At 37.0% G+C, this 21,583-nt stretch carries 22 protein-coding genes; 14 read left to right on the top strand and 8 right to left on the bottom strand.

From position 1 onward, the window contains the following. Positions 1-130: 130 nt before the first annotated feature. The 3 genes from DWA31_RS07150 to DWA31_RS07140 all read left to right on the top strand — a co-directional run bounded on the left by DWA31_RS07150 (position 131) and on the right by DWA31_RS07140 (position 3,088). Positions 131-1,060 (top strand): TRAP transporter substrate-binding protein, encoded by a 930-nt coding sequence (locus DWA31_RS07150; protein WP_281268622.1) that lies wholly within the window; start codon positions 131-133, stop codon positions 1,058-1,060. 88 nt (positions 1,061-1,148) lie between these two features. Then, positions 1,149-1,697, top strand: a complete 549-nt coding sequence (locus DWA31_RS07145) for a TRAP transporter small permease subunit (protein ID WP_114325921.1) — start codon at positions 1,149-1,151, stop codon at positions 1,695-1,697. A 2-nt stretch (positions 1,698-1,699) separates the two neighbouring features. Beyond that, positions 1,700-3,088: a TRAP transporter large permease gene (locus DWA31_RS07140; RefSeq protein WP_114325920.1), complete on the top strand. Its 1,389-nt coding sequence runs from the start codon at positions 1,700-1,702 to the stop codon at positions 3,086-3,088. A gap of 26 nt (positions 3,089-3,114) precedes the next feature. On the opposite strand, the gene DWA31_RS07135 is transcribed toward DWA31_RS07140, so the two are convergent. Together DWA31_RS07135 and DWA31_RS07130 are read right to left on the bottom strand one after the other, a co-directional pair. Beyond that, positions 3,115-3,396, bottom strand: coding sequence for a hypothetical protein (locus tag DWA31_RS07135; protein WP_114325919.1), 282 nt, complete (start codon positions 3,394-3,396; stop codon positions 3,115-3,117). Between the two features lie 20 nt (positions 3,397-3,416). After that, the gene (locus tag DWA31_RS07130) at positions 3,417-3,992 is read right to left on the bottom strand and encodes a carboxymuconolactone decarboxylase family protein (protein WP_114325918.1); all 576 of its coding nucleotides are present in this window, start codon (positions 3,990-3,992) and stop codon (positions 3,417-3,419) included. Positions 3,993-4,218: 226 nt separating this feature from the next. On the opposite strand from DWA31_RS07130, the gene DWA31_RS07125 reads away from it, so the two are divergent. Together DWA31_RS07125 and DWA31_RS17475 are read left to right on the top strand one after the other, a co-directional pair. Continuing rightward, a complete protein-coding gene (locus DWA31_RS07125) occupies positions 4,219-4,896 on the top strand; it encodes a winged helix-turn-helix transcriptional regulator (protein ID WP_114325917.1) in 678 nt (225 codons plus the stop codon). Between the two features lie 115 nt (positions 4,897-5,011). Next, the gene (locus DWA31_RS17475; RefSeq protein WP_245942529.1) at positions 5,012-5,164 is read left to right on the top strand and encodes an RNA methyltransferase; all 153 of its coding nucleotides are present in this window, start codon (positions 5,012-5,014) and stop codon (positions 5,162-5,164) included. A gap of 194 nt (positions 5,165-5,358) precedes the next feature. Here the strand turns inward: DWA31_RS17475 and DWA31_RS07115 are convergent, their stop codons facing one another. From DWA31_RS07115 to DWA31_RS07105, 3 genes are read right to left on the bottom strand one after another with little or no spacing between them, the layout of a single operon-like run. Further along, positions 5,359-5,979 carry a response regulator gene (locus DWA31_RS07115; RefSeq protein WP_114325916.1) on the bottom strand — a complete coding sequence of 207 codons (621 nt, stop codon included), beginning with the start codon at positions 5,977-5,979 and terminating at the stop codon, positions 5,359-5,361. Further along, positions 5,972-7,399: a cache domain-containing protein gene (locus tag DWA31_RS07110; protein WP_114325915.1), complete on the bottom strand. Its 1,428-nt coding sequence runs from the start codon at positions 7,397-7,399 to the stop codon at positions 5,972-5,974. The genes DWA31_RS07115 and DWA31_RS07110 overlap by 8 nt, the downstream gene beginning before the upstream one ends. Before the next feature lie 35 nt (positions 7,400-7,434). Continuing rightward, entirely contained in the window at positions 7,435-10,278 is a 2,844-nt protein-coding gene (locus DWA31_RS07105) for an FAD-binding and (Fe-S)-binding domain-containing protein (protein WP_114325914.1), read from the bottom strand. Between the two features lie 524 nt (positions 10,279-10,802). On the opposite strand from DWA31_RS07105, the gene DWA31_RS07100 reads away from it, so the two are divergent. Then, on the top strand, positions 10,803-11,567 hold the full coding sequence (locus DWA31_RS07100; protein ID WP_114325913.1) for an ElyC/SanA/YdcF family protein: 765 nt from the start codon (positions 10,803-10,805) through the stop codon (positions 11,565-11,567). A gap of 34 nt (positions 11,568-11,601) precedes the next feature. Here DWA31_RS07100 and DWA31_RS07095 read toward each other — a convergent pair whose 3' ends face one another. Beyond that, positions 11,602-12,360, bottom strand: a complete 759-nt coding sequence (locus DWA31_RS07095) for a Nif3-like dinuclear metal center hexameric protein (protein WP_114325912.1) — start codon at positions 12,358-12,360, stop codon at positions 11,602-11,604. Positions 12,361-12,372: 12 nt separating this feature from the next. Beyond that, positions 12,373-13,155, bottom strand: a complete 783-nt coding sequence (locus DWA31_RS07090) for a class I SAM-dependent methyltransferase (RefSeq protein WP_114325911.1) — start codon at positions 13,153-13,155, stop codon at positions 12,373-12,375. Positions 13,156-13,227: 72 nt separating this feature from the next. Between DWA31_RS07090 and gloB the strand changes: the two genes are divergently transcribed. Both gloB and DWA31_RS07080 read left to right on the top strand, forming a co-directional pair. Continuing rightward, complete coding sequence (gloB, locus tag DWA31_RS07085; protein ID WP_114325910.1) at positions 13,228-14,061, top strand: hydroxyacylglutathione hydrolase; 834 nt, start codon at positions 13,228-13,230, stop codon at positions 14,059-14,061. An 84-nt stretch (positions 14,062-14,145) separates the two neighbouring features. Continuing rightward, complete coding sequence (locus DWA31_RS07080; RefSeq protein ID WP_114325909.1) at positions 14,146-15,768, top strand: lytic transglycosylase; 1,623 nt, start codon at positions 14,146-14,148, stop codon at positions 15,766-15,768. Positions 15,769-15,874: 106 nt separating this feature from the next. Here DWA31_RS07080 and DWA31_RS07075 read toward each other — a convergent pair whose 3' ends face one another. Beyond that, positions 15,875-16,363: a hypothetical protein gene (locus DWA31_RS07075; protein ID WP_114325908.1), complete on the bottom strand. Its 489-nt coding sequence runs from the start codon at positions 16,361-16,363 to the stop codon at positions 15,875-15,877. 156 nt (positions 16,364-16,519) lie between these two features. On the opposite strand from DWA31_RS07075, the gene DWA31_RS07070 reads away from it, so the two are divergent. The 6 genes from DWA31_RS07070 (at position 16,520) to DWA31_RS07045 (ending at position 21,538) form a co-directional block, all read left to right on the top strand. Further along, a complete protein-coding gene (locus tag DWA31_RS07070; protein ID WP_136037982.1) occupies positions 16,520-17,251 on the top strand; it encodes a Crp/Fnr family transcriptional regulator in 732 nt (243 codons plus the stop codon). Positions 17,252-17,595: 344 nt separating this feature from the next. Continuing rightward, a complete protein-coding gene (gene ccoN / locus DWA31_RS07065) occupies positions 17,596-19,023 on the top strand; it encodes a cytochrome-c oxidase, cbb3-type subunit I (protein ID WP_114325906.1) in 1,428 nt (475 codons plus the stop codon). 10 nt (positions 19,024-19,033) lie between these two features. Continuing rightward, positions 19,034-19,678: a cytochrome-c oxidase, cbb3-type subunit II gene (gene ccoO, locus DWA31_RS07060; protein ID WP_114325905.1), complete on the top strand. Its 645-nt coding sequence runs from the start codon at positions 19,034-19,036 to the stop codon at positions 19,676-19,678. A 7-nt stretch (positions 19,679-19,685) separates the two neighbouring features. Further along, positions 19,686-19,883 (top strand): cbb3-type cytochrome oxidase subunit 3, encoded by a 198-nt coding sequence (locus DWA31_RS07055; RefSeq protein ID WP_114325904.1) that lies wholly within the window; start codon positions 19,686-19,688, stop codon positions 19,881-19,883. A gap of 2 nt (positions 19,884-19,885) precedes the next feature. Further along, complete coding sequence (gene ccoP / locus DWA31_RS07050) at positions 19,886-20,857, top strand: cytochrome-c oxidase, cbb3-type subunit III (RefSeq protein ID WP_114325903.1); 972 nt, start codon at positions 19,886-19,888, stop codon at positions 20,855-20,857. A 186-nt stretch (positions 20,858-21,043) separates the two neighbouring features. Beyond that, entirely contained in the window at positions 21,044-21,538 is a 495-nt protein-coding gene (locus tag DWA31_RS07045) for a FixH family protein (protein WP_114325902.1), read from the top strand. Positions 21,539-21,583 lie beyond the last annotated feature (45 nt).

Raw genomic sequence — 21,583 nt, 5'->3', positions numbered from 1 at the left:
ATCTCTGACTAAAGAAATCGCATCAAGTTTAAATTCTTTTGTATATTTTTTACGTTTGGTCATTTCAGTTCTCCAGTTAAGGCTATTATGTCTTAACTGGGGTAGTCGTATCCATTAAACCAGGTCAACCATTAAATATGTATCTGACAATATTCAAACCTTAAGTGGCAACACTTTAAAAATGAAAATTTATGAGCCAAATAAACTCGTAAACCCAAAAGAAATACTCGATGCGGTATCTACTGGCAAGGTACAAGCTGGCTATGCAACTGCCGGTAACTGGGGCGGAAAAATCCCCGCTGCCCGTCTGTTTTCAGCGGTTCCTTTTGGTCCAGAAGCACCTGAATATTTAGCGTGGTTCTATCATGGCAACGGCAATAAATTGCATCAAGAACTCTATGATGACAATAACCTAAACGTGAAAGTACAAGTGTGTGGTGTGTTAGCACCTGAAACTTCCGGTTGGTTTAAAGATGAAATCAACAAACCAGAAGACTTAAGTGGTTTAAAAATGCGCTTCTTCGGTTTAGGCGCCCTAGTGATGGAAAAACTGGGTGTTAGCACTGTTGGTTTACCTGGTGGCGAAATATTCCCAGCGATTGAAAAAGGTGTAATTGATGCTACTGAATTTTCAATGCCGGTAGTTGATCAACGTATTGGTGTGAAAAAGCTATTAAAATACAATTACTTTCCTGGTTGGCATCAACAAGCCACGATAATGGAACTGATTATCAACAAAGATACATGGAAGAAAATGAGTGACCGTCAACAGTCAGTTATTGAACACTTATGTAAATCAGCAACCTTAGAAGCCATTGCGCTTGGTGAAGCAATTCAAGCACCAGTCATGAAGCAAAATGTTGAAGATGGTGTAATCAATAAGTATTGGTCGCCTGAAATGTTAACGACTTTCAAAGATAAGTGGGATGAAGTGGTTGTCGAACAATCAGCAGAAGATCCAGCGTTTAAAAAAATACATGATGACTTAGCTAAGTTCCGTAAAAATTACGACTTATGGGAATCAAACGCTTTCTTACCTCGTCCAAAACCTAGTCTTTAAATTAAATACTTACGTGCTGTAATTCCCTTTATTGGCACAGCCTAGAGCCTTCAGGCTCTAGGCATCTTTATTGAATGAGGAGAATCTTATGACTGATTCACTTTCCACCCCTACCAGCTCTGTAGCACGATTAATGCTAAAAACAGCCGACATTTTTGAGGAAGTAATTCTTAAAGTAGCTGCCGTTTGTTGTTGGTCTTCAGCATTATTAATTGCCGTCATTATTCTTAATGTAATCATGCGTTACGGCTTTAGCAATGGTCTAATACTTTTTGAAGAAATTCAGTGGCATTTATATGCAATAGGTATCATGTTCGGTTTATCGTATGCCGAAATTACTAACTCGCAAGTAAGAGTTGACGTTGTTGCCTCAATGTTAAAACCTAAAACAGTGCTGAAATGGGAAATATTTGGTGCCATTGTTTTTGTCTTCCCAACCATTTTTGTGATTTTATTTAATAGTATCGATTATGTCTCAAGTTCATATTTACTTAGCGAAGGTTCATCTTCCCCCCTAGGTATGCCATTTCGATGGGTCATTAAATCCGCTATTCCTGCAAGCTTCATCTTGCTCGCTATGGCGGTGCTCGCACGACTGTTCAGAAATATTATTACCATAACTCAAAAGGAGGCGTGATCATGGCAATTAATGAAATTCTAGTCATCAGCATGTTTTTAACCTTCATTGTCTTTCTATTTACTGGTATTCCAATCGCCTATGTTTTAGCCGGTGTTGGTATTCTATTTGGTGGTATAGGCTATCTGTCAGATATGCATTTGGATACGTTTACCGGCCTTGACCTAAATGTTTTAGGACTAGTCGTTTCACGGATATTTTCTTTAATGGAAAACTGGGTACTAGTTGCCTTGCCCATGTTTATATTTATGGGCTTAATGCTTGATAAATCAGGTGTTGCACAGCGCATGATGATGGCAATGCAAGAACTCTTTGGACGTGTTCGTGGCGGTTTAGGTATCACAGTAACGTTAATAGGTATTCTTTTAGCTGCCTCTACCGGCATTGTTGGTGCCTCTGTTGTTTTACTTGGTTTGCTATCCATACCTGCCATGATGAAGCAAAATTATTCAAAAACTTTTGCTACTGGCATAGTATGTAGTGCCGGTTGTTTAGGTATTTTAATACCACCAAGCATTATGTTAGTGATCATGGCTGATCAACTTGCACTGTCTGTCGGTGATTTATTTACTGCCGCTGTATTTCCGGGTTTGATGTTAGGTATATTATACCTTGCTTATATTTTAGGCTTATCATTCTTAAATCCTAAAGTTGCCCCTGCACCAGAGAATCCGAGACCATTGACGGCAAAGGTATTGTTTGACGTATTTAAAGCAATACTGCCAACGCTTGCACTCATCATTGCGGTATTAGGATCTATTTTTGCGGGTATTGCCACCCCTACTGAAGCCAGTGGTGTTGGTGCATTAGGTGCAACCATCTTAGCCGCAATGAATAAAAAGCTTAACTTTAAAGTTTTTCATAATGTTTTAATGGCATCTTATAAAACGACAGCTTATATTTTTGCTATTTTTATTGGCGCGACAATATTCTCACTGGTTCTACGTGAACTTGGCGGTGATGAATTTATATCAAGTATGTTAACTGGCTTACCTTTTGGTCCATATGGTGTATTGATAGTTATTCTACTTATCGTATTTTTATTAGGATTTTTGTTGGATTGGATAGAAATCACCTTAATTGTGCTACCTTTGTTAGCACCGGTAGTGAGTATGTTAGATTTCGGTATAGGGAGTGTTAACGGTTTAGATGAACCGGTGTTAGTGTGGTTTGTGATGTTAATAGCTCTCACTTTACAAACGTCATTCTTAACCCCACCGGTTGGTTTTGCTTTGTTTTACTTAAAAGGTGTTTGTCCACCTGAAATAAAATTGACCGACATTTATAAAGGAGTTATACCTTTTATAATATTGCAACTACTTGGTCTTGGGGCATTAATTATGTTTCCTGAAGTCGCTTTATGGCTGCCATCAATGGTTTATGGCAAGTAAACTGAGCGAGTAATTATCATAAGCAATCAAACCACTATACCCGTTCCACTTGAAGATGCATGATTCAGCTGGAACGGGTATATTACATAACCTCCAGCTACTTGATTATTTAACCATTCTCTAACATATCGTTCAGCTAGCCCTAACTTTTCGGCCAGTATTGTTGGTGTTAATTTGCCAGCAAAAGCCATTGATTTATATAATCCTAATTTGTGACCGATATTGGTCATTACACCAGATAACGTTGCGCTTACATCTGCAACGACTTGCCCTGCAAATTCTTCTGTGGTTTTAATTGCACTCATCATTTTTATCTCCTCAATTATCGTTAAGCTACTTGTTGTTTTACATCACTTGGTCGCTGCCAAGCATAGGGTTTAAATGCTTCATCCAACTCAACGTTAAGCGCATTGCTGACGTAGTTGGTGAATGTTTTAACGCAAATTCCCATCACCAATTCTAAAAACTGAGCTTTGCTAAACCCCGCATTAATAAAATTATTGATAATCTCCTGTGAAACTCGTCCTTTATGCTCTATAAGTTGTCGAACAGTCGTTGCCAATACGTTGTAATTGTGATTTGCCGTACTTTCTTGATTACGCATCGAGGTAATTATTTCTGATGGCATTTTAATCTTTTCAGCAAATGCGGTATGACCTGCAACACAGTAAATACATTCGTTCACAGTACTTGTTGTGATCAAAATAATCTGTTGCTCCTCAGCACTAAAAGATGAATGGCTATATTCATCATTCAAAGTGACTAGCCCTCTAAGGGCAGGAGTCGATTCGGCAATAATGGCAAAAATATTGGGTACAAAACCAATGCCTTCTTTAATATCGGATAAAACCTTGGCGGCTTCATTCGCTGATGTTTCTGTTGTGTGGTAAATAAAATCACTCATTTTCTTCTCCTAAAATCATTAAATTATGCTCAACTTGCTGCTGGATTTTCTGCTCTTTGACTATCATCTCCTCTCCAAGCGGTTAATGAGATTTGAATAATGAGTATGGTGGAAAATTTCAATTGGCTATACTTCATAAAGTGAAGCAAGTAACTTCACTTTATGAAGTATCTAACTATGTAAAATGAAGTTAATATTAATTTAAGTGATCTAGAAGGAGTTCATCATGGAATTTGGACAATTTTGCCCTATTGCTAAAAGCACTGAAATTATTGGTGAAAAATGGACGATACTTATTATTCGCGAGCTATTAATGGGAAGTACACGTTTTAATGAATTACAAAGAGGACTTAGTTTAATTTCGCCTGCACTATTGAGTAAACGCTTAAAAATGCTTGCAGATTATGAACTTATTATTAAAAAGAAAATTATTGGCCAACAAGGTTATGAGTATTTCCCAACCGAAGCGGCGAAAGAGTTATTGCCCATAATTATAGGTTTAGGTAATTGGGGAATGCGTTGGACTCGCCAATATTTAACCAGTAATGATTTTGATCCCGATTTTTTAATGCTTTATTTAAAGCGTAGTATTCAAACTGAACGTTTATCTGGTAATGAAACTATTATTAAGTTTTATTTTACTGACATAGAGCAACAACCAAATTGGTGGATTATTGTAAATGGTGATCTTGTTGATATTTGTACGATTGATCCCGGAAGAGAAGTTGATGTTTACTTTACTTGTACCGTTAAATGCTTATCTGATATTTGGATGGGAGAAAGCAGCTATAAAAAAGAAATAAGCCAAAATAATTTAAAAATTGTTGGCCGTCGTGAACTCACAAAAAACATTTCAAGTTGGTTAAATTATTGTATGTTTTCAAGCAATAACACTAAAAATTAAAGTTGTACGGTTTTAGCTAGACAATAGTAATAAATGATAGAATGACAGAAAATATAACAATACGGCAAGTTTTATCATGATAAAATATCGCCTAGGAATGCTACAGGAAACTATCATGGATTCAGCAATACAGCTTAGCAAAGAAGACATTAGAAAAAATAAACCATCACGAGATGAATACCTAAGTCAGCCTAAGCTTCCCCTAATACTGGTATTAGGAAATGAACGCAAAGGTGTGAGTGAAGCAGTATTGCACTTAAGCCATTAGCAAAGACACATTCCTATGTTTGGTATGGGGAACTCTTTGAATGTTTCAACAGCTGGCGCTATCGTATTAGCAGAGTGTGCCAGTCAAATTCGCAACACAATTTGTAGTGGCTAACTATACCCAAACCACCTCAAGATGTGAGTTTCAGGATGAAGTGGCTTGGGTATAAATTAAGCCGCGAATTTTAGTTATAGTTAACGATCTAAACCATAATCAATCGCATAACGCATAAGGCCAACGGTTGAATCTATCCCCAATTTTTGCTTTATATTACGTTTATGGGTTTCCACTGTTCTTACGCTAACATTTATCTCTTGGGCTATACGCTTGTTGCTAAGACCTTGAGAAATAAGTCTTAAAACGAGTTGTTCACGCCTAGTAACAATACCGCGCTGTTCACCGGCAAGCTCTTTTGACAAAATTTCGGTGACCTCTGAGCTGAAGTAATGTTTACCTGAGATAACTTTTTTAATCGCTTCAATTAATTCTTTACCAGGCACATCTTTTAAAATATAACCATCAGCACCATGTCGCATAGCACCTAAAATATATTCTTTGTTGTCATGCATACTTAGCATAAGTACTTTACAATCAATTCCTTGCTCTTTAATTAATTCAAGTACGTACATGCCATCCATTTCAGGCATATTAATATCCATTAAGACAATATCAAATTCAAGGCTTTTAATTAGCTCTAATGCTTGCTTTCCATTTTCAGCTTCGCCAACAACCTCTATGCTGTCATCAAGGCTTAGACGATATGTCAGCCCTTCTCTAAAAAGTGGATGATCATCTACTAATAGCACTTTAATCATGCTCTTCCCCTTCATTGGAATTTTCACTCGTATTGCTAGCATTATAACGCAGTTGCGATTGTGGTATGCGAGCGATGACTGTAGTGCCATTTTTTCCTGAATTAACCGTTAAATCACCTTGGTAAAAACTTAACCGTTCCTTCATGTTACGAAGACCAATCCCTTGATGTGCTTTAGTTTTTTTATCACTGGTCTTGTCGTAACGTTGATAATCAAAACCTTGCCCATTATCAATAATTTCTAGCACTAACCAACCAGGCGTTAACTTTAATGTAATTGTAACCTTTGAAGCCTTGGCATGACGTTCAATATTGGTTAATGACTCCTGAGCAATTCGATATAACGCAGCTTTAACTTCAGTTGATAAAACGTTTCTAATAGATAAACGCTCTACTTTAACATCAATGCCAGTTCGCTGAGAAAAATCTCTACCTAGCTCTTCTAATGCTGCACCTAAGCCGAAATCTTCAAGTAATCCAGGATGAAGCTGATGCGATATAGCTCGAATATCGCCCATTATTTTGCAAATAAATTCCATAGCACGATCCATTTCTTTACTAGAATCAGCATTGTTTTGCTGCTTTAATTGTGCTGTTTCTAATGAAAATTTAGCTGCGGCAATAGTTTGACTAATACCATCGTGTAGTTCTCGAGAGACACGTTTACATTCTTCTTCTTGGGTTTGAAAAATACGCTCATTTAACTCGCGTAATTTACGATTAGCCAATTTTTTTTCACTAAAACGAATAAACTGTCCGGATACAAAAATGGCAATAACGGCAAATACCCCTATGACAAGTGTCATTATAGAGGTATTGCGAATATGTTTACTAATAGATGCATTTAGTAGTGCAGTCTCTTGCTCAATATCGTCAATATAAACACCAGTACCGATCATCCACTGCCAATCATCTAAAGCACGTGAATAGCCGATTTTTTTACTCACTTTACCATCTTTAGAGGGTTGATTAAAAACATAGCTAAGATAGCCACCACCTTCTTGTGCTTTTTCAAGTAGACCTTGAATAAGTTTGGTGCCATTTCTGTCTTCAAGATCAAGCCAATTTTTTCCAATACGCCATTCTTGCCCGGGAACAACTAGCGCAGTGCCATCAAAATCATAAGCGAAAAAATAACCGTCTTTACCAAAACGCATATTTGCTAAGGTTTGTTTTACTAATGTTTGCGCTTCTTGCACATTTAAATTTTTATTTTTATAAATATGCTCTGTAGCGCCTTCAGCAATAGCGACATAGTTACGTAACTCTTCTTTACGATGCTTAATAACACTTTGGCGATATTCTTGAATAGTTTGTTTCGACAGCGATTGATACTGCACCTGCGTGACGAAAAGTACTCCCGAAAGTGCTAACACTAAAGGGATTATGGTTACTAATTGTAATTTTAGATTCAAATGCACTTATAATCCCTCTTCTCTTTTATTACTTATTATTGCTACTCAGCAACCTCTTTGACTGTGGTTGCCTTATCGACTAAATAAATAATCGACTGATAATCAATACCTGAGTGATGGGATAAACCTATCTCACAGGTTCTACTATTGCTATAGCCAGTATTGCAATTTTTGGGCACCTGAGCTTCTAAAGTTGCAAGTGCATTCTCATTTAACTCTGGGGTAGTAAAGCCCTTGTCACCTGCAAAACCACAGCATTGAATATTTTCGGGTATAATAACCTCTGTGCTACATCGCTGTGCAAGTTGCTGCATTTTTGTAGATAAGCCCATGGTTCTGCTAGAACAAGTAACATGTAACATGACGGTTTCATCAAGTGGGGAAAAATTTAAATAATTGACTAATACATCTTCAATAAATCCCACCGGCTCATAGATTGATAAACCACTGACTTTTTCTTTATTTTCTAATAGCATTGATTTACATGGGCTAGTATCAATCAAAATAGGATATTTACCTAGCTCACTTAATTCTCTTAATTTATTTAGTAAAGAGTTACTTTTCTGATTTGCTTGTGAAAACATACCTTTACTATTAAAAGGCATACCACAACATTCACCGGTAAAGTCTGGGCTTATGACATCAAACCCCGCTTTTTCAATTAATGAAAAAGTCACTTGAGTAAGGGAACGCTGGTCTTCCGCCGTTATTGCTTGTCCCATGCTACGACTTGCACAGCTTGGGATATAAACAACTTTTGGCCGAATAGTTGGTGTATTATGGTCTGTAACTTTAGGCTGATAGTTAGCTTTTTGTGGTAAATATTTACTCCATAAAGGAATTTTATTAAAAGAGAGCTTTCTTATTGTGCCAGTCAGCCCACCCATTACCTTACTACCAATAAGTCGATGACTAAAGCCCGCGACAGCAAGCGATACACGGGTCATTTTTTCAACGGTAGTAAAATTATTTGCTAGCGTTTTGGATACGCCTTGAAAACTTTTATTTTTGTTATGGCGTAATTCACGAATAAGATCGCCGGTATTAATACCAACTGGACAACGCTCTGCGCATAACCCCGTTGCTGCACAAGTTTCTATACCTGAGTAATTAAACTCTTTTTCAAGCTCTGCCAGCAATTTAGGATTTTCATTTGTGTCAGTAAGTCGCTTAATCTCTCGATAACTAGTGATACGCTGACGAGGTGTAAAACTCAAACCATTTGAAGGACAGACGGGCTCACAAAACCCACATTCGATACACTTATCGATAATAGGGTCAGCAGGGGGTAAGGCTTTTAAATGTGTGATATGTGCATTAGCATCATCATTGATGATAACACCTGGATTAAGTAAGCTTTTTGGATCAAATAATTGCTTTATTTGTTGCATTAACGCCAGACCTTGCTTGCCCCACTCTAACTCAATAAAAGGTGCCATATTACGTCCTGTACCATGTTCAGCTTTAAGTGAACCTTGATAGTCAACCGCAACTAGCTGACAAACATCATCCATAAATGCTTGATAACGATCTACTTCGGGTTGTGTCGCAAAGTTTTGAGTAAAGACAAAATGTAAGTTTCCTTCAAGGGCATGACCAAATATAATGGCTTCGTCATAATGATATTTATCAAAAAGTGCTTGAAGATCAGCAACAGCATTAGCAAGTCTGTCAACAGGAAATGCAACATCTTCAATGATCACTGTGGTACCGTTTTCTCGTACCGCACCAACCGCGGGGAAAGTACCCTTTCTTATAGCCCAAAGCTGAGAGTACTCGCTAGCAATATCGGTAAATTTAATCACATTAGTCTGTTCAAATTCAGCGAGTAATGACTCAAGTTCAATGACCTGTTGACCCAATAGTTCTGCATTTGCTGCGCGAGTTTCAATCAATAATGCGCCAACATTGTTATCAAGTGTTTTGATAAAATCAGGTAAGCCATCCATATCGCTAACTGACGCTAAGGCTCGTCGATCCATTAACTCAACGGCTGAAACATTTGCATTAGCTAATGCAGATACCGCATAACAAGTTGTTTGGATATCAGGAAAAAACACCAGTGACGATGATCGGTGTTTATGTTCAATAACCGTGTTATAAGTGAGAGAAGAAATAAAACCTAATGTGCCTTCAGAGCCAATCATTAAGTGGGCAAGAATATCGATTGGATCTTCAAAATCAATTAACGAGTTTATCGCATAACCTGTGGTGTTTTTCAGCCGATATTTATGGCTAATTAATTGATGTAAATCCTTATCATTACGCGTTTTAAGTGCCAGTGTTTTTAAATTATCCAGTAAAGTAATATGTGTTTTTTTAAACTCTGTAACATTCTCTTCATCGCCGGTATCAAGCACTGAACCATCATGTAAAACCACTCGAATACTTTCTAACGTATGGTAACTGTTTTGTGCGATACCACAGCACATGCCACTTGCATTATTTGCAGCAATACCTGCAATTTTACACGTATTAATAGAAGCTGGATCAGGGCCTATTTTTCGACCATAGGGTAATAAGTATTTGTTTGCATCAGCACCAATAACACCAGGACCTAATTTGATTTTAAGGCCTAAATCTAAAATTTGATGAGCACGCCAATTTGTTGTCAACATGATCAATACTGACTCTGATTGTGCCTGCCCTGAAAGGCTTGTGCCCGCAGCTCTAAAAGTTACTGCAATTTTAAACAACGCAGCTTCTCTTAATACCTTTACTACTTCATTTTCATTATCAAGAATTAATACTAATTGTGGCACTAAACGATAAAAACTTGCATCTACTCCATAGGCAAGCCGTTTGGCATAGTTACTAATTATCCGCTCTTTAGGTAAAAATTGGGCTAATTGCTTGGAAAAATCAAGATATTGCGGTAATAACATTACAACCTCTCTTATTAACTATTTTAAAGTCGTACATTGGGTTTTATTAAAGCCTACAAACATAAGCCCGTATTAGTTTATTATCTATTATTTAAGCCTAAAAACAAAAAATAGATTTTTAGTGGTTTTCCTTACTAATCCTAAGAATTAGGCAAAGCCCCTGTGTCAGGATTGTTGTCGCCTCAATTAATTTAGTAAATAAACAGGGAGCGGTAAGTAATCAGTAGTGCATTATCAATAGTATTAAATTACGGATGAATACGAAATAGGTAAATATACGTATTTTTTCTACGTGTTTACACTTAGGTTTTTAGTAATTATTAATCTTTTACATTGATAAACACGTTAATGAATATATAAACAGGATCATGCTTTCACAATTGACTATCAAAAAAAAGTTATTAACCCTTCACAAATATTAGCAACTTGATGGCTTTGTTTTTTTAATTACGAGTACCACAAATTTTGCTATAATTTTATTACTCAATTCGAAATATACATATTTCACTGGCTAATTGATCATTATGGATTTATTCGTACTTAAAAAAGTCATTTCAATTTTTCTCATGCCCATTAACTTGGTTTTTATTCTATTAATTTTAGCTATTATTTATTTTAAAAAACGCCCCAAAGTCAGTTTTAAATATCTAATATCAGCAGTGCTATTATTACTTATATCTTCAATGCCTATTATTTCTGACACCTTAATGGTTAGTATTGAGAATAATTATGAAGCTTTTACACGTTCTAGCAAACCTGTAGATTATATTGTTGTTTTAGGAAATGGTCATTCTAGTAATCACACTTTACCCGTTACGAGTCAATTACAAGTAGCCTCTTTACAGCGTCTAGTAGAGACGTTGAGGATTTATAAAATTCATCCGGAAGCGAGAATCATTACGTCAGGTTTTGCTGGTGATGACCCCGTATCTAATGCAGATATAATGAAACAATCATTAGTACTCTTAGGTATTCCTGGGCAAAAGATCATCACAGAGAACTTCCCCAAAGATACCGAAGAGGAAGCACAGCTCATAAGCCCAAGAGTGCAAGGTGCTAATGTCGTGTTAATTACCAACGCAGATCATATGCCAAGGTCAATGAAATACTTTCAACTCCAAGGGGTATTTCCAATTGCTGCGCCGACGGGATATTGGGTTAGAGGTCTGAACAATGAAAGCAGCTGGAAAGATTATCTCCCTAGTAGTAAAAAATTAGAGCAAACTACCGTAGCCTGGTATGAGAGTTTAGGCCGCTTAGTGCAATGGTTTAAAACGTTATTTAACTAACTGCATGTAGATGAGAGTAGCTAAACAAAAAATACTAGACTGGGTTGTCAATATCAATAAAAACAACTTCTAGCCCTTGCTCTTTAGCAATATGCTCACCAAGTGCTTTAACACCGTAACGCTCGGTAGCATGATGACCAGCGGCAAAAAAGTGAATATCCATTTCTTTAGCTATATGCGTTGTTTTTTCCGAAACTTCACCAGATATAAAGGCATCAATACCCTGCTCTGCTGCTAATTCAATATAGTCTTGTCCTCCACCCGTACACCACGCAATGGTTTTAATTTTTTTATTCGATGGTGGCGCTATGTGTAAACACTCTCGGTTAAGTTTTTCATTAATTAACAACGCTAAATCACAGCCACTGGTTATTTCAGTTAATTTTCCTTGTATCGCAATACTTAACGAATTACCTAATTCTAACGGCCCTGTTATGTCGATATTCAATAACTTTGCCAATTGTACGTTATTACCCAGTGTTGGATGAATATCAAGAGGAAGATGATAAGCAAATAAATTTATATTATGCTCTATTAGTGCCTTAATCCGGCTATGCTTCATGCCGCGAATAACATAAGACTCATTTTTCCAAAAGTAACCATGATGAACAAGTAACGCATCCGCTTTTTCTTTAATCGCTAAGTCAATTAGGGCTTGTGATGCGGTAACACCGGTAACTATTTTAGTTATTTGTTCATTGCCTTGAATTTGTAAACCATTTGGTGCGTAATCTTTTATTTGTTCGGGTTTTAATAACTGATTTAAATATTGTTCAAAATCATTGAGTTTCATACTATTTTCTACTTATTTTGTTTTTGATGAAATATAACTGCTTTTATTATGATCCACCTTCATAGATGGCACTTTTATCGGGCTGAATTTAGTTCTTATCTGCCATTTAGGTTTGATTGGTGTTAGTGGTAACACTCTTTTTTTTGCAATGATGACATAAACAGAGCCAAAGCTAGTAAAGTAATTGCTGGCAAATTTTCGCCAACAGTTTGCCACAAAATGCTCACTCATTTGTCCTGCTAAATTACTGTGCACACAACGTTCATCACTAATAATTTCAAAACCCATTAAATGTAACCAATCTTTCACCCGCATTGGAGAGAAAAAGTGCTCATTCCAAGGTTGTTGTTTTCTTCTATAAGGTATTACTCGGTTAAACCCAGCTAAAGATAATGGGTTATAGCCAGTGATAATAAGGTAGCCATTTGGAATGAGTACCCGATTAGCTTCGCGGATAACATGGTGTGGATCAAGTGAAAATTCTAATGCATGGCTAAGTAAACAAACATCAACGCTATGTTCCAATATGGGTAAATCATCTAAATCACCAACAATATTAGCTTGTTCTTGCCCTGCGGTGCGAGTAACACAACAGCTAACCTGATGCTTTATAGGGCTATTATGAGTGCAAACCTCATGACTTAACGCACCTACTTTTAATAGATGATATCCAAAGAACTTTTCCCACCATGGTTTTAAAATGGTATCAATAGCCGATAAAGCAATATCACCGTTTGGTAGCGCTTGCCAAGATTGAGGATAATGTGGTTGCCGAAATGCCAGTGCCGGTTTCATAAGTCATGTTATTCAAAACTAAAAGAAGTATAATTAAGTATATACTGAGTATGAGCAAGTTGGAAATTCCAAATGAGTGTAATCAAACCAATCAATTCGTCTATAGGGGTTACCCCTGTAGACATCACGCCAATAAAAGCCTTTAGTGACAATTACATTTGGGCTATTACCAATAAACAGGTGGCAACGTTAGTTGATCCCGGTGATGCTAGTGTTTGCATTGAGTTTTTAGAGAAAAACCAACTGATTCTTAGCTCAATATTGATAACTCACCATCATTCAGATCATACTGGCGGCATAAATAAGTTGGTTGAATATTGCCAACAAAAACAGTGGTCATTAACCGTTTATGGACCTGCAAATGAAAATATTCCTCTTTGTGATGTCAAACTGACTGAAAATGATACTGTTGTTTTAGATGAATTTAATATTAACTTTCGAATAATTGATTTACCGGGTCATACGGCAGGACATATAGCTTACTTTGCTAATGACCACTTAACACCTATTCTATTTTGTGGTGATACACTATTTTCAGGGGGATGTGGTCGACTATTTGAAGGCAGTCCTGAACAAATGTTGAACTCATTAACTAAGCTAGCTAATTTACCTGAACACACTCAAGTGTATTGTACGCATGAATACACACAAGCTAACTTAGCGTTTGCACTCACCGTAGAGCCAAAAAATCAAGCGCTAGTTGATTACAACAAAAAAGTTAACGAGTTACGCTCTAAAGGCCATGCAACGATTCCAAGTACCATTCAACTAGAAAAGCAAATAAATCCTTTTTTACGCTGTAATAAGCAAACCATACAGGCCAGTGCCCAACAATTTTCAGCAGACGCGAAAGCCACATCACAAGATACTTTCACCACGATTAGGCGCTGGAAAGACCAATTTTAACGTGTTAACCTTACTGTTCACCGCTTTAGCGAGCAGTTGCCATAGAAAACATAATTATCCGTTTCACATTACCATTGGTTGCACATGAAAAATTTTTTATTCCCCGCATTAATTATCCTAAGTGGTTGTCAAAGCACTTTATTATCACAAAACAATACTAACGAAATTTATTTACCCCAAGAGCAAGTCGCTAACACAGCTGAAATAAATCAGGCATTACTTGCAGATGAAAGTATTGATGTTATTCACCCTGTTGACGATGTTACTTTTTCCTTAAAAGGCGAATCGCTACAAAGTAGTAATGACGTATGGCAACGTATACGTGGCCAACTAACTTTCGATATCCCACAAAACAACCGTGTGATTATGCAGCGTAATTGGTACGCTAAACACTCAAGCTACCTTACACGAGTAGCAAAACGTGCTGAGCCATTTTTATACTATATTGTTGAAGAACTAGAAAAAAACAATGTCCCAGTAGAATTAGCATTATTACCCGTGGTTGAAAGTGCTTTTGATCCCTTTGCTTATTCGCATGGTCGAGCCTCTGGTATGTGGCAATTTATACCCGGTACAGGCACACGTTTCGGCATGAAACAAAACTGGTGGTATGACGGACGTCGAGATGTGGTTGCATCGACATCAGGTGCCATAAAATATATGAAGTATTTACACAAATTCTTTGATGGCGACTGGCTACTTGCCCTAGCAGCGTATAATTCAGGCGAAGGTCGTGTCCGCAGAGCGGTAAGAAAAAATAAAAGTCTAGGAAAAAACACCGACTTTTGGTCACTTGATTTACCTAAAGAAACACGGGCTTATGTTCCTAAACTACTTGCTCTTGCCGATATAGTTAAACGTCCTGAGCATTTTGATCTCAAACTTTATGAAATTGCTAATGAAGAAGTAATTGTTCAAGTTGATATTAAGTCACAACTCGATTTAGCCAAAGCGGCTAACCTAGCGGATTTATCGCTACCTGAATTACAACGTCTAAACCCTGGGTTTAACCGTTGGTCAACTGACCCAGATGGACCACATCGACTTTTAATACCCAAACATAAAGTTGCACATTTTCAACAAGGCTTAGCTAAATTAAACAAAGACGAACGCTTGGCATGGCAACGATATAAAATTAAAAATGGTGACAATTTAGGTCATATCGCGAAAAAATTCCATACTAGTACTGAGTTAATACGCCAAGTAAATGGTATTAACGGTAATCAAATACGCGCAGGCAAACACTTGTTAATTCCAGTAGCATCTAAATCACTTGATAGCTATATACTCTCTCAAGATCAACGTATTGCAAAAAAACAAGCTAAACCACAGAAAGGCGTTAAATTAACACATAAGGTTGTTTCTGGAGATAACCTTTGGGATATCGGTCAACGCTATAAAGTGAGTGGTAGTAAAATAGCTAAATGGAATGGCTTTGCACCACGTGACCCACTGAAACTGGGACAGAAGCTGGTTATTTGGCAAAAGACTAATGTTTCAGTCAAAGCAAGTCATCTAAGCGTTGAGCAAGCGATAATGCGTAATATTACCTATAAAGTGCGCCCTGGAGACTCTTTCGCCCGTATAGCCGATAAATTCAATGTTCGTATTAGTGATATTGAACGTTGGAATAGCTTGAGCCGAAGTAAATATTTACAGCCAGGGCAAAGACTAAAACTATCGGTTGATGTAACGAATAATATTTAAAATATAGTTTCGAGTTCAATCGTTACGAGTCACGAAGAAATTCGTGATATACCCGTTCCACTTGAATATACTCTTCGTAACTCGAGGCTCGAAACTCGCAACCTGTTTATAATCTTTGGCTATCAAAATCAATAAAAAAATCTTGCTGGGTTGTCTTACCTTCCTGCTCAACTTCTACAGCAAACCAAAGTCGCCATGTCATTACCTCTGCACTACAACTAGCAAGCAAGGTTTCTGCAATAATAGAATCATTACTTTTTTCAGTCATTTGAAAAAACACCGGAATTTTACCCATAAACATAGTTTTACCTTCAAGGTAACTACTGACGTTTTTTAACTGTAAACTTTTAGAAAGCGCATCAAATGTTAACTGAATTTCAAACGGTAACTCTGTTTTTATCTTTCCATGGTCAAGTTGCCCTGAAAACTCAATAGTAAAAGTGCCAAGCTCGTTAATAACCTTACAATGACTTTGACTAACTATACAAGTAAAGGGGGTCTGTGGAAGTGTGCTTTTCTTTTTAGACGCTTGTTGGATTGGATTACAAGCCAATATATTGAAAATAAATAATATAACGAAAACAACTTTAATCATTGGTAGTGCTCTAAGTTCAAACAATTGTTATTATTGCCTGACTCCCTTAATATATCTAAACTGAAATGAATACATCTATACCCGTGACCATTCAAAGTGCAGGTTTCAGAGCACTTTGAATGATTACGGGTATATATTAACAAGTAAGTGACAACCGTGCCTAGGCAAAATATGCAAAATAAAGACAAGAACAACTTTGTGGAATGTGATGACTGTTCTATGAATTCAGTTTGCCAACCTCTCGTAACAGCAAAACAGTCAATCAACTTATCTGAAAGTTATTTACATAGAAGAATTGCCACCAAAACGAATTACATTCTGTTTAATCAATCAGATCCCTTAACAGATATTTATGCCGTCAGCTCTGGCACCTTTAAATTATGTCAACAAACGGATGACAATACTGAGAATATTATTGGTTTACGTTTTCCTGGTGAGCTCATTGGCGAAGACGCACTTTATTTAAAAACCTATAACTACACAGCCATCGCAATTGGTGACAGTTCTGTCTGTAAGGTTTCTGTTGAACAAATGACCTCTTGCGGTCAACTAATACCAGAAATTCAACAAAATCTAATTGAATTATTAAGCAGACAAAGCTATGTTCGCCAGCGCAATTTTCAAGCTTATATAGGAAAAAAGTCTGCCGATAGCTTATTAGCAGCATTTTTATTGAATATTATCGAAAGAAACGCTAGTTATACTGGTAGTGATACGAGTATTGAATTACCCATTAACCGAAATGACATTGCTAACTTCTTAGGCTTACGTAGTGAAACCTTAAGTAGGGTTTTTTCTAAATTCCAAAAAGATCAATTAATTCAAGTAAAAGGAAAGAAAATAGTGCTACTTTCTCAAGATAAGATCATCAAACTTGCTGATTTTTAGATAGCAATATGACCTGTTAACTGTTCATAGTTATCGCATTAAAATCCTACTAAAGTCCAATGGCTTTTTAATCACATTCTCATAGCCACAAATTGAATATGGGCAATTAAGTTCAAACTTGATCTATGTCAAATTTAAACACAGACGGCTGTTGATTTTTGTCATGCTCAAAGGGTAAAATTACCTTGTATATGGCATATTTAGCTCGATTTTGTGACATATATCATCGCTTTTTAGCGAACACACAGAAATAGTTTAAAGATTGTACGTTTTTAACGTGTCTGATTTTTAAAAAACATCTTTATAATTGTTTTCATTAATAATAACACTGCGGAATCCATAACATGACTCAAAGTAATCCGTCAGCAGTAGTAGACTACAACTTCGATGTTGTACGTCAATTTACTGTAATGACTGTAATCTGGGGGATCGTTGGTACACTCGTAGGTGTGCTTATCGCGGCTCAATTAATTTGGCCTGCGTTAAATTTTGATACACCTTGGTTAACCTACTCTCGTCTTCGACCACTTCACACCAATGCAGTAATTTTTGCCTTTGGTACGAGTGCTTTATTTGCTACTTCATACTATGTAGTACAGCGAACCTGTCAAGCCCGATTATTCGGTGGCAAATTAGCTGCATTTACCTTTTGGGGCTGGCAAGCAGTTATTGTAGCAGCTGCAATATCTTTACCTTTAGGTTATACCTCTTCAAAAGAGTACGCTGAGCTAGAATGGCCAATCGATATATTGATTACAATTGTTTGGGTTTGTTATGCAATAGTGTTCTTCGGTACAATAGTTAAACGAAAAACTTCGCACATATATGTAGCTAACTGGTTCTTTGGTGGTTTTATCCTCACCGTAGCTGTATTGCATCTTGTGAATTCAATGGTTATTCCTATCTCTGCAATGAAATCATATTCAATATACCCAGGTGCTATTGATGCGATGATTCAGTGGTGGTACGGACATAATGCCGTTGGTTTCCTTTTAACCGCCGGTTTCTTAGGGATGATGTATTACTTTGTTCCTAAACAAGCAGAACGTCCTGTTTATTCTTACCGTTTATCTATTGTTCACTTTTGGGCACTTGTTTCTTTATACATTTGGGCTGGTCCTCATCACTTACATTACACTGCGCTACCTGATTGGGCTCAATCTGTTGGTATGGTAATGTCTATCGTATTATTCCTTCCTTCATGGGGTGGTATGATTAACGGTATTATGACGCTTTCAGGCGCATGGCATAAGCTTCGTCATGATCCAATTTTACGTTTCCTAATTGTTTCTTTGTCTTTCTATGGTATGTCTACCTTTGAAGGCCCTATGATGGCAATTAAATCGGTAAATGCTTTATCTCATTACACTGATTGGACTGTTGGACATGTTCATTCTGGTGCTTTAGGTTGGGTGGCAATGATTTCAATTGGTGCTATGTATCATTTAATTCCAGTGTTATTTAATCAAGGTCGTATGTATAGCATTCGCTTAATCAACATTCATTTTTGGATTCATACAACGGGTATTGTACTTTATATCGTCGCTATGTGGATTTCAGGTGTAATGCAAGGTTTAATGTGGCGTGCTGTAAATACAGACGGAACATTAACTTATAGCTTTGTAGAGAGTTTGACCGCTTCTTACCCATTCTATTTCATTCGTTTCTTAGGTGGTGTGTTAGTTGTATCAGGCTTTTTATTAATGGCTTACAACATGTTTAAAACAATTGGTGCTAAAGACGGAAGTCTTAAAGCAGCTGAAGAAGCCTAAGGAGATCGACATGAAAAATACACATGAAAAAGTCGAAAAGAATATAGGCTTGTTTGCAATATTTACTATTTTAGCCATTAGTATTGGTGGCTTAGTAGAAATTACACCGTTGTTTTTCCAAAAAGCGACAACAACACCTGTTGATAATTTAAAGCCTTACACTGCGCTACAAATGGAAGGCCGTGATATATACATTCGTGAAGGTTGTAATAATTGTCATAGCCAGATGATCCGCCCATTTAGAGCCGAAACTGAACGCTACGGTCATTATAGTGTTGCCGGTGAACACGTTTGGGAACATCCATTTTTATGGGGCTCTAAACGTACTGGTCCAGATTTGGCACGTGTTGGTGGTCGTTATAGTGATGATTGGCATATTGCCCATTTAACTGATCCTCGTTCAGTGGTACCTGAATCGAACATGCCTTCTTATCATTGGTTAAATACCAATACATTAGACGGTGAGCTCACAGGTGAAAAACTTAAAGCTTTTAACTGGTTAACGCGTAATCGCAGCCATAAAGATGAAAATGGTAATGCAATAAAACTTTATTCCGATGAAGAAATTGCTGGCGCGACTGATGCGGTTAAAGGTAAAACTGAAATGGATGCCTTGGTTGCTTATTTGCAATCACTTGGGCATGCATTGAAGTAGTTACCTGATGGATTACGGTACATTAAGAGGGCTAGTTGCCCTCCTTATAATGGCGTTATTTGTCATAATTGTAGTTTGGTCATACTCAAAAAAACGGAAAGCTTCATTTGATAAAGTTGCAAATTCTATTTTTGAAGAAGACGATCTAACAAAACAAAATAAGCAAAGCCATCTTGATAAAGATAGCAAGCAGGAGAGAAAATAAGTATGTCTAACTTCTGGAATATATGGGTTTGGGTTCTTTCCCTAGGCACTCTCGTAGGTTGTTTTTTAATACTACGTATGTGCTTAAAGAACTTTGCGGGCGTTGAAGAGGGTGAGTCTATGGGACACACTTTCGACGGCATTGAAGAATTAAACAATCCACTACCTAAATGGTGGAGCACGTTCTTCTTACTTACCATCGTTTGGGCATTTGGCTATATTGCACTTTATGGCTTAGGTAACTGGACTGGCCTTTTAGGTTGGAAAAGTTCTAACCAAGGTATTTTAAATATTGCTGAATCTAAAGCTAAAACAGCAGAATATTTGAAAAAAGATTCTGGCGTATTAGTTCAATATGACCGTGAAATTGAACAAGCTGATGCTAAATATGGTCCGATTTTTGATGCTTACGCAGCGCGTAGTATTGAAGATTTGTCCACAGATGCTGAAGTATTGAAAGTAGGTCAACGCCTATTTATTCAAAACTGTTCACAATGTCATGGATCTGATGCTCGTGGTACTACAGGCTTCCCTAACCTAACAGATAAAGACTGGTTATATGGTGGCACACCAGAGCAAATTAAAGAGTCTATCATGAACGGTCGTAAAGCGGTTGGTATGATGGCTTGGGGTGCTGCTATTGGTGGCGAACAAGGCGTGAAAGAAGTAGCAGCTTATGTTATTAGCTTAAGTGGTCGCTCTGTAAACGAAGATTTAGCCACAGCAGGTAAAGCTAAATTTGGAATATGTGCTGGTTGTCACGGCCCAGACGGTCAAGGTAGTTTAGCTATGGGCACACCAATGGGTGCACCAAATTTATCTGATAACATTTGGTTATACGGTGGTTCACAGCGTGCTATTGAAGAATCTATTCGAAATGGTCGTGCCGGTGTAATGCCTCCTTGGAAAGCTATTCTTGGTGAAGAAAAAGTACATGTAATTAGTGCTTATATCTATTCTCTTTCTCAAGATTAAAACCAAGAAAAAAATGTAAGTAATCATAGTGTAATATTTATTTACAAATAATAAAACCAACCCTAGCTAACTCTTTGTTAACTAGGGTTTTTTATTATCCTGTTTCGATAAAGAAAACTAGCCCCAAATAGTGATAAACGCTATAATAAGCGCCAAATTTATACAATTTAACAACGTTTAAACTCTATGAAAACATCTTGGTATCGTGAGCCCTGGGCTTGGTTAGTTTTTATTCTCCCTTTTACCGCCGTCGTAGCGGGTATTACAACGTACATCATAGCCAATACCAACCCTGACCCGCTTGTTGTAGGTGATTATTATAAAACAGGCAAAGCCATTAACTTACAAGTAGCCAAAGTAAAACTAGCACAAAAATTAGGCATGCGGTTCGCATTGAAGTTATCGAACAATGAACTTGTAGTTAAACCTACAGGTATTGAAAAATCTTTTCCTTTGATAAACATTAACTTTTATCATCCAACACAAGAAGAAAAAGATTTTTTCTTAGCACTTACACCTGACGGTAATGGTTACTTCAGACACAAGTTTGACAATGCTGTTTCAGGCAAGTGGAAAATCACCTTAACGCCATTTCAAAATCATTGGAAAATTCAAGAAACCATTAGTCTACCGCAAAATGATTTTATTGACATAGTGCCAGATCCAATCAAAGCACAATAATTTAGCTTTATACGGCATATATTATTAACGGATAATTAAAAATTT

Origin of the sequence: Candidatus Colwellia aromaticivorans (assembly GCF_003333305.1) — a bacterium.
Taxonomy (GTDB): Bacteria; Pseudomonadota; Gammaproteobacteria; order Enterobacterales; family Alteromonadaceae; genus Colwellia; species Colwellia aromaticivorans.
The sequence above is the reverse complement of the archived record's forward strand: the minus strand, read 5'-3'. Positions and strand labels throughout refer to the sequence as shown.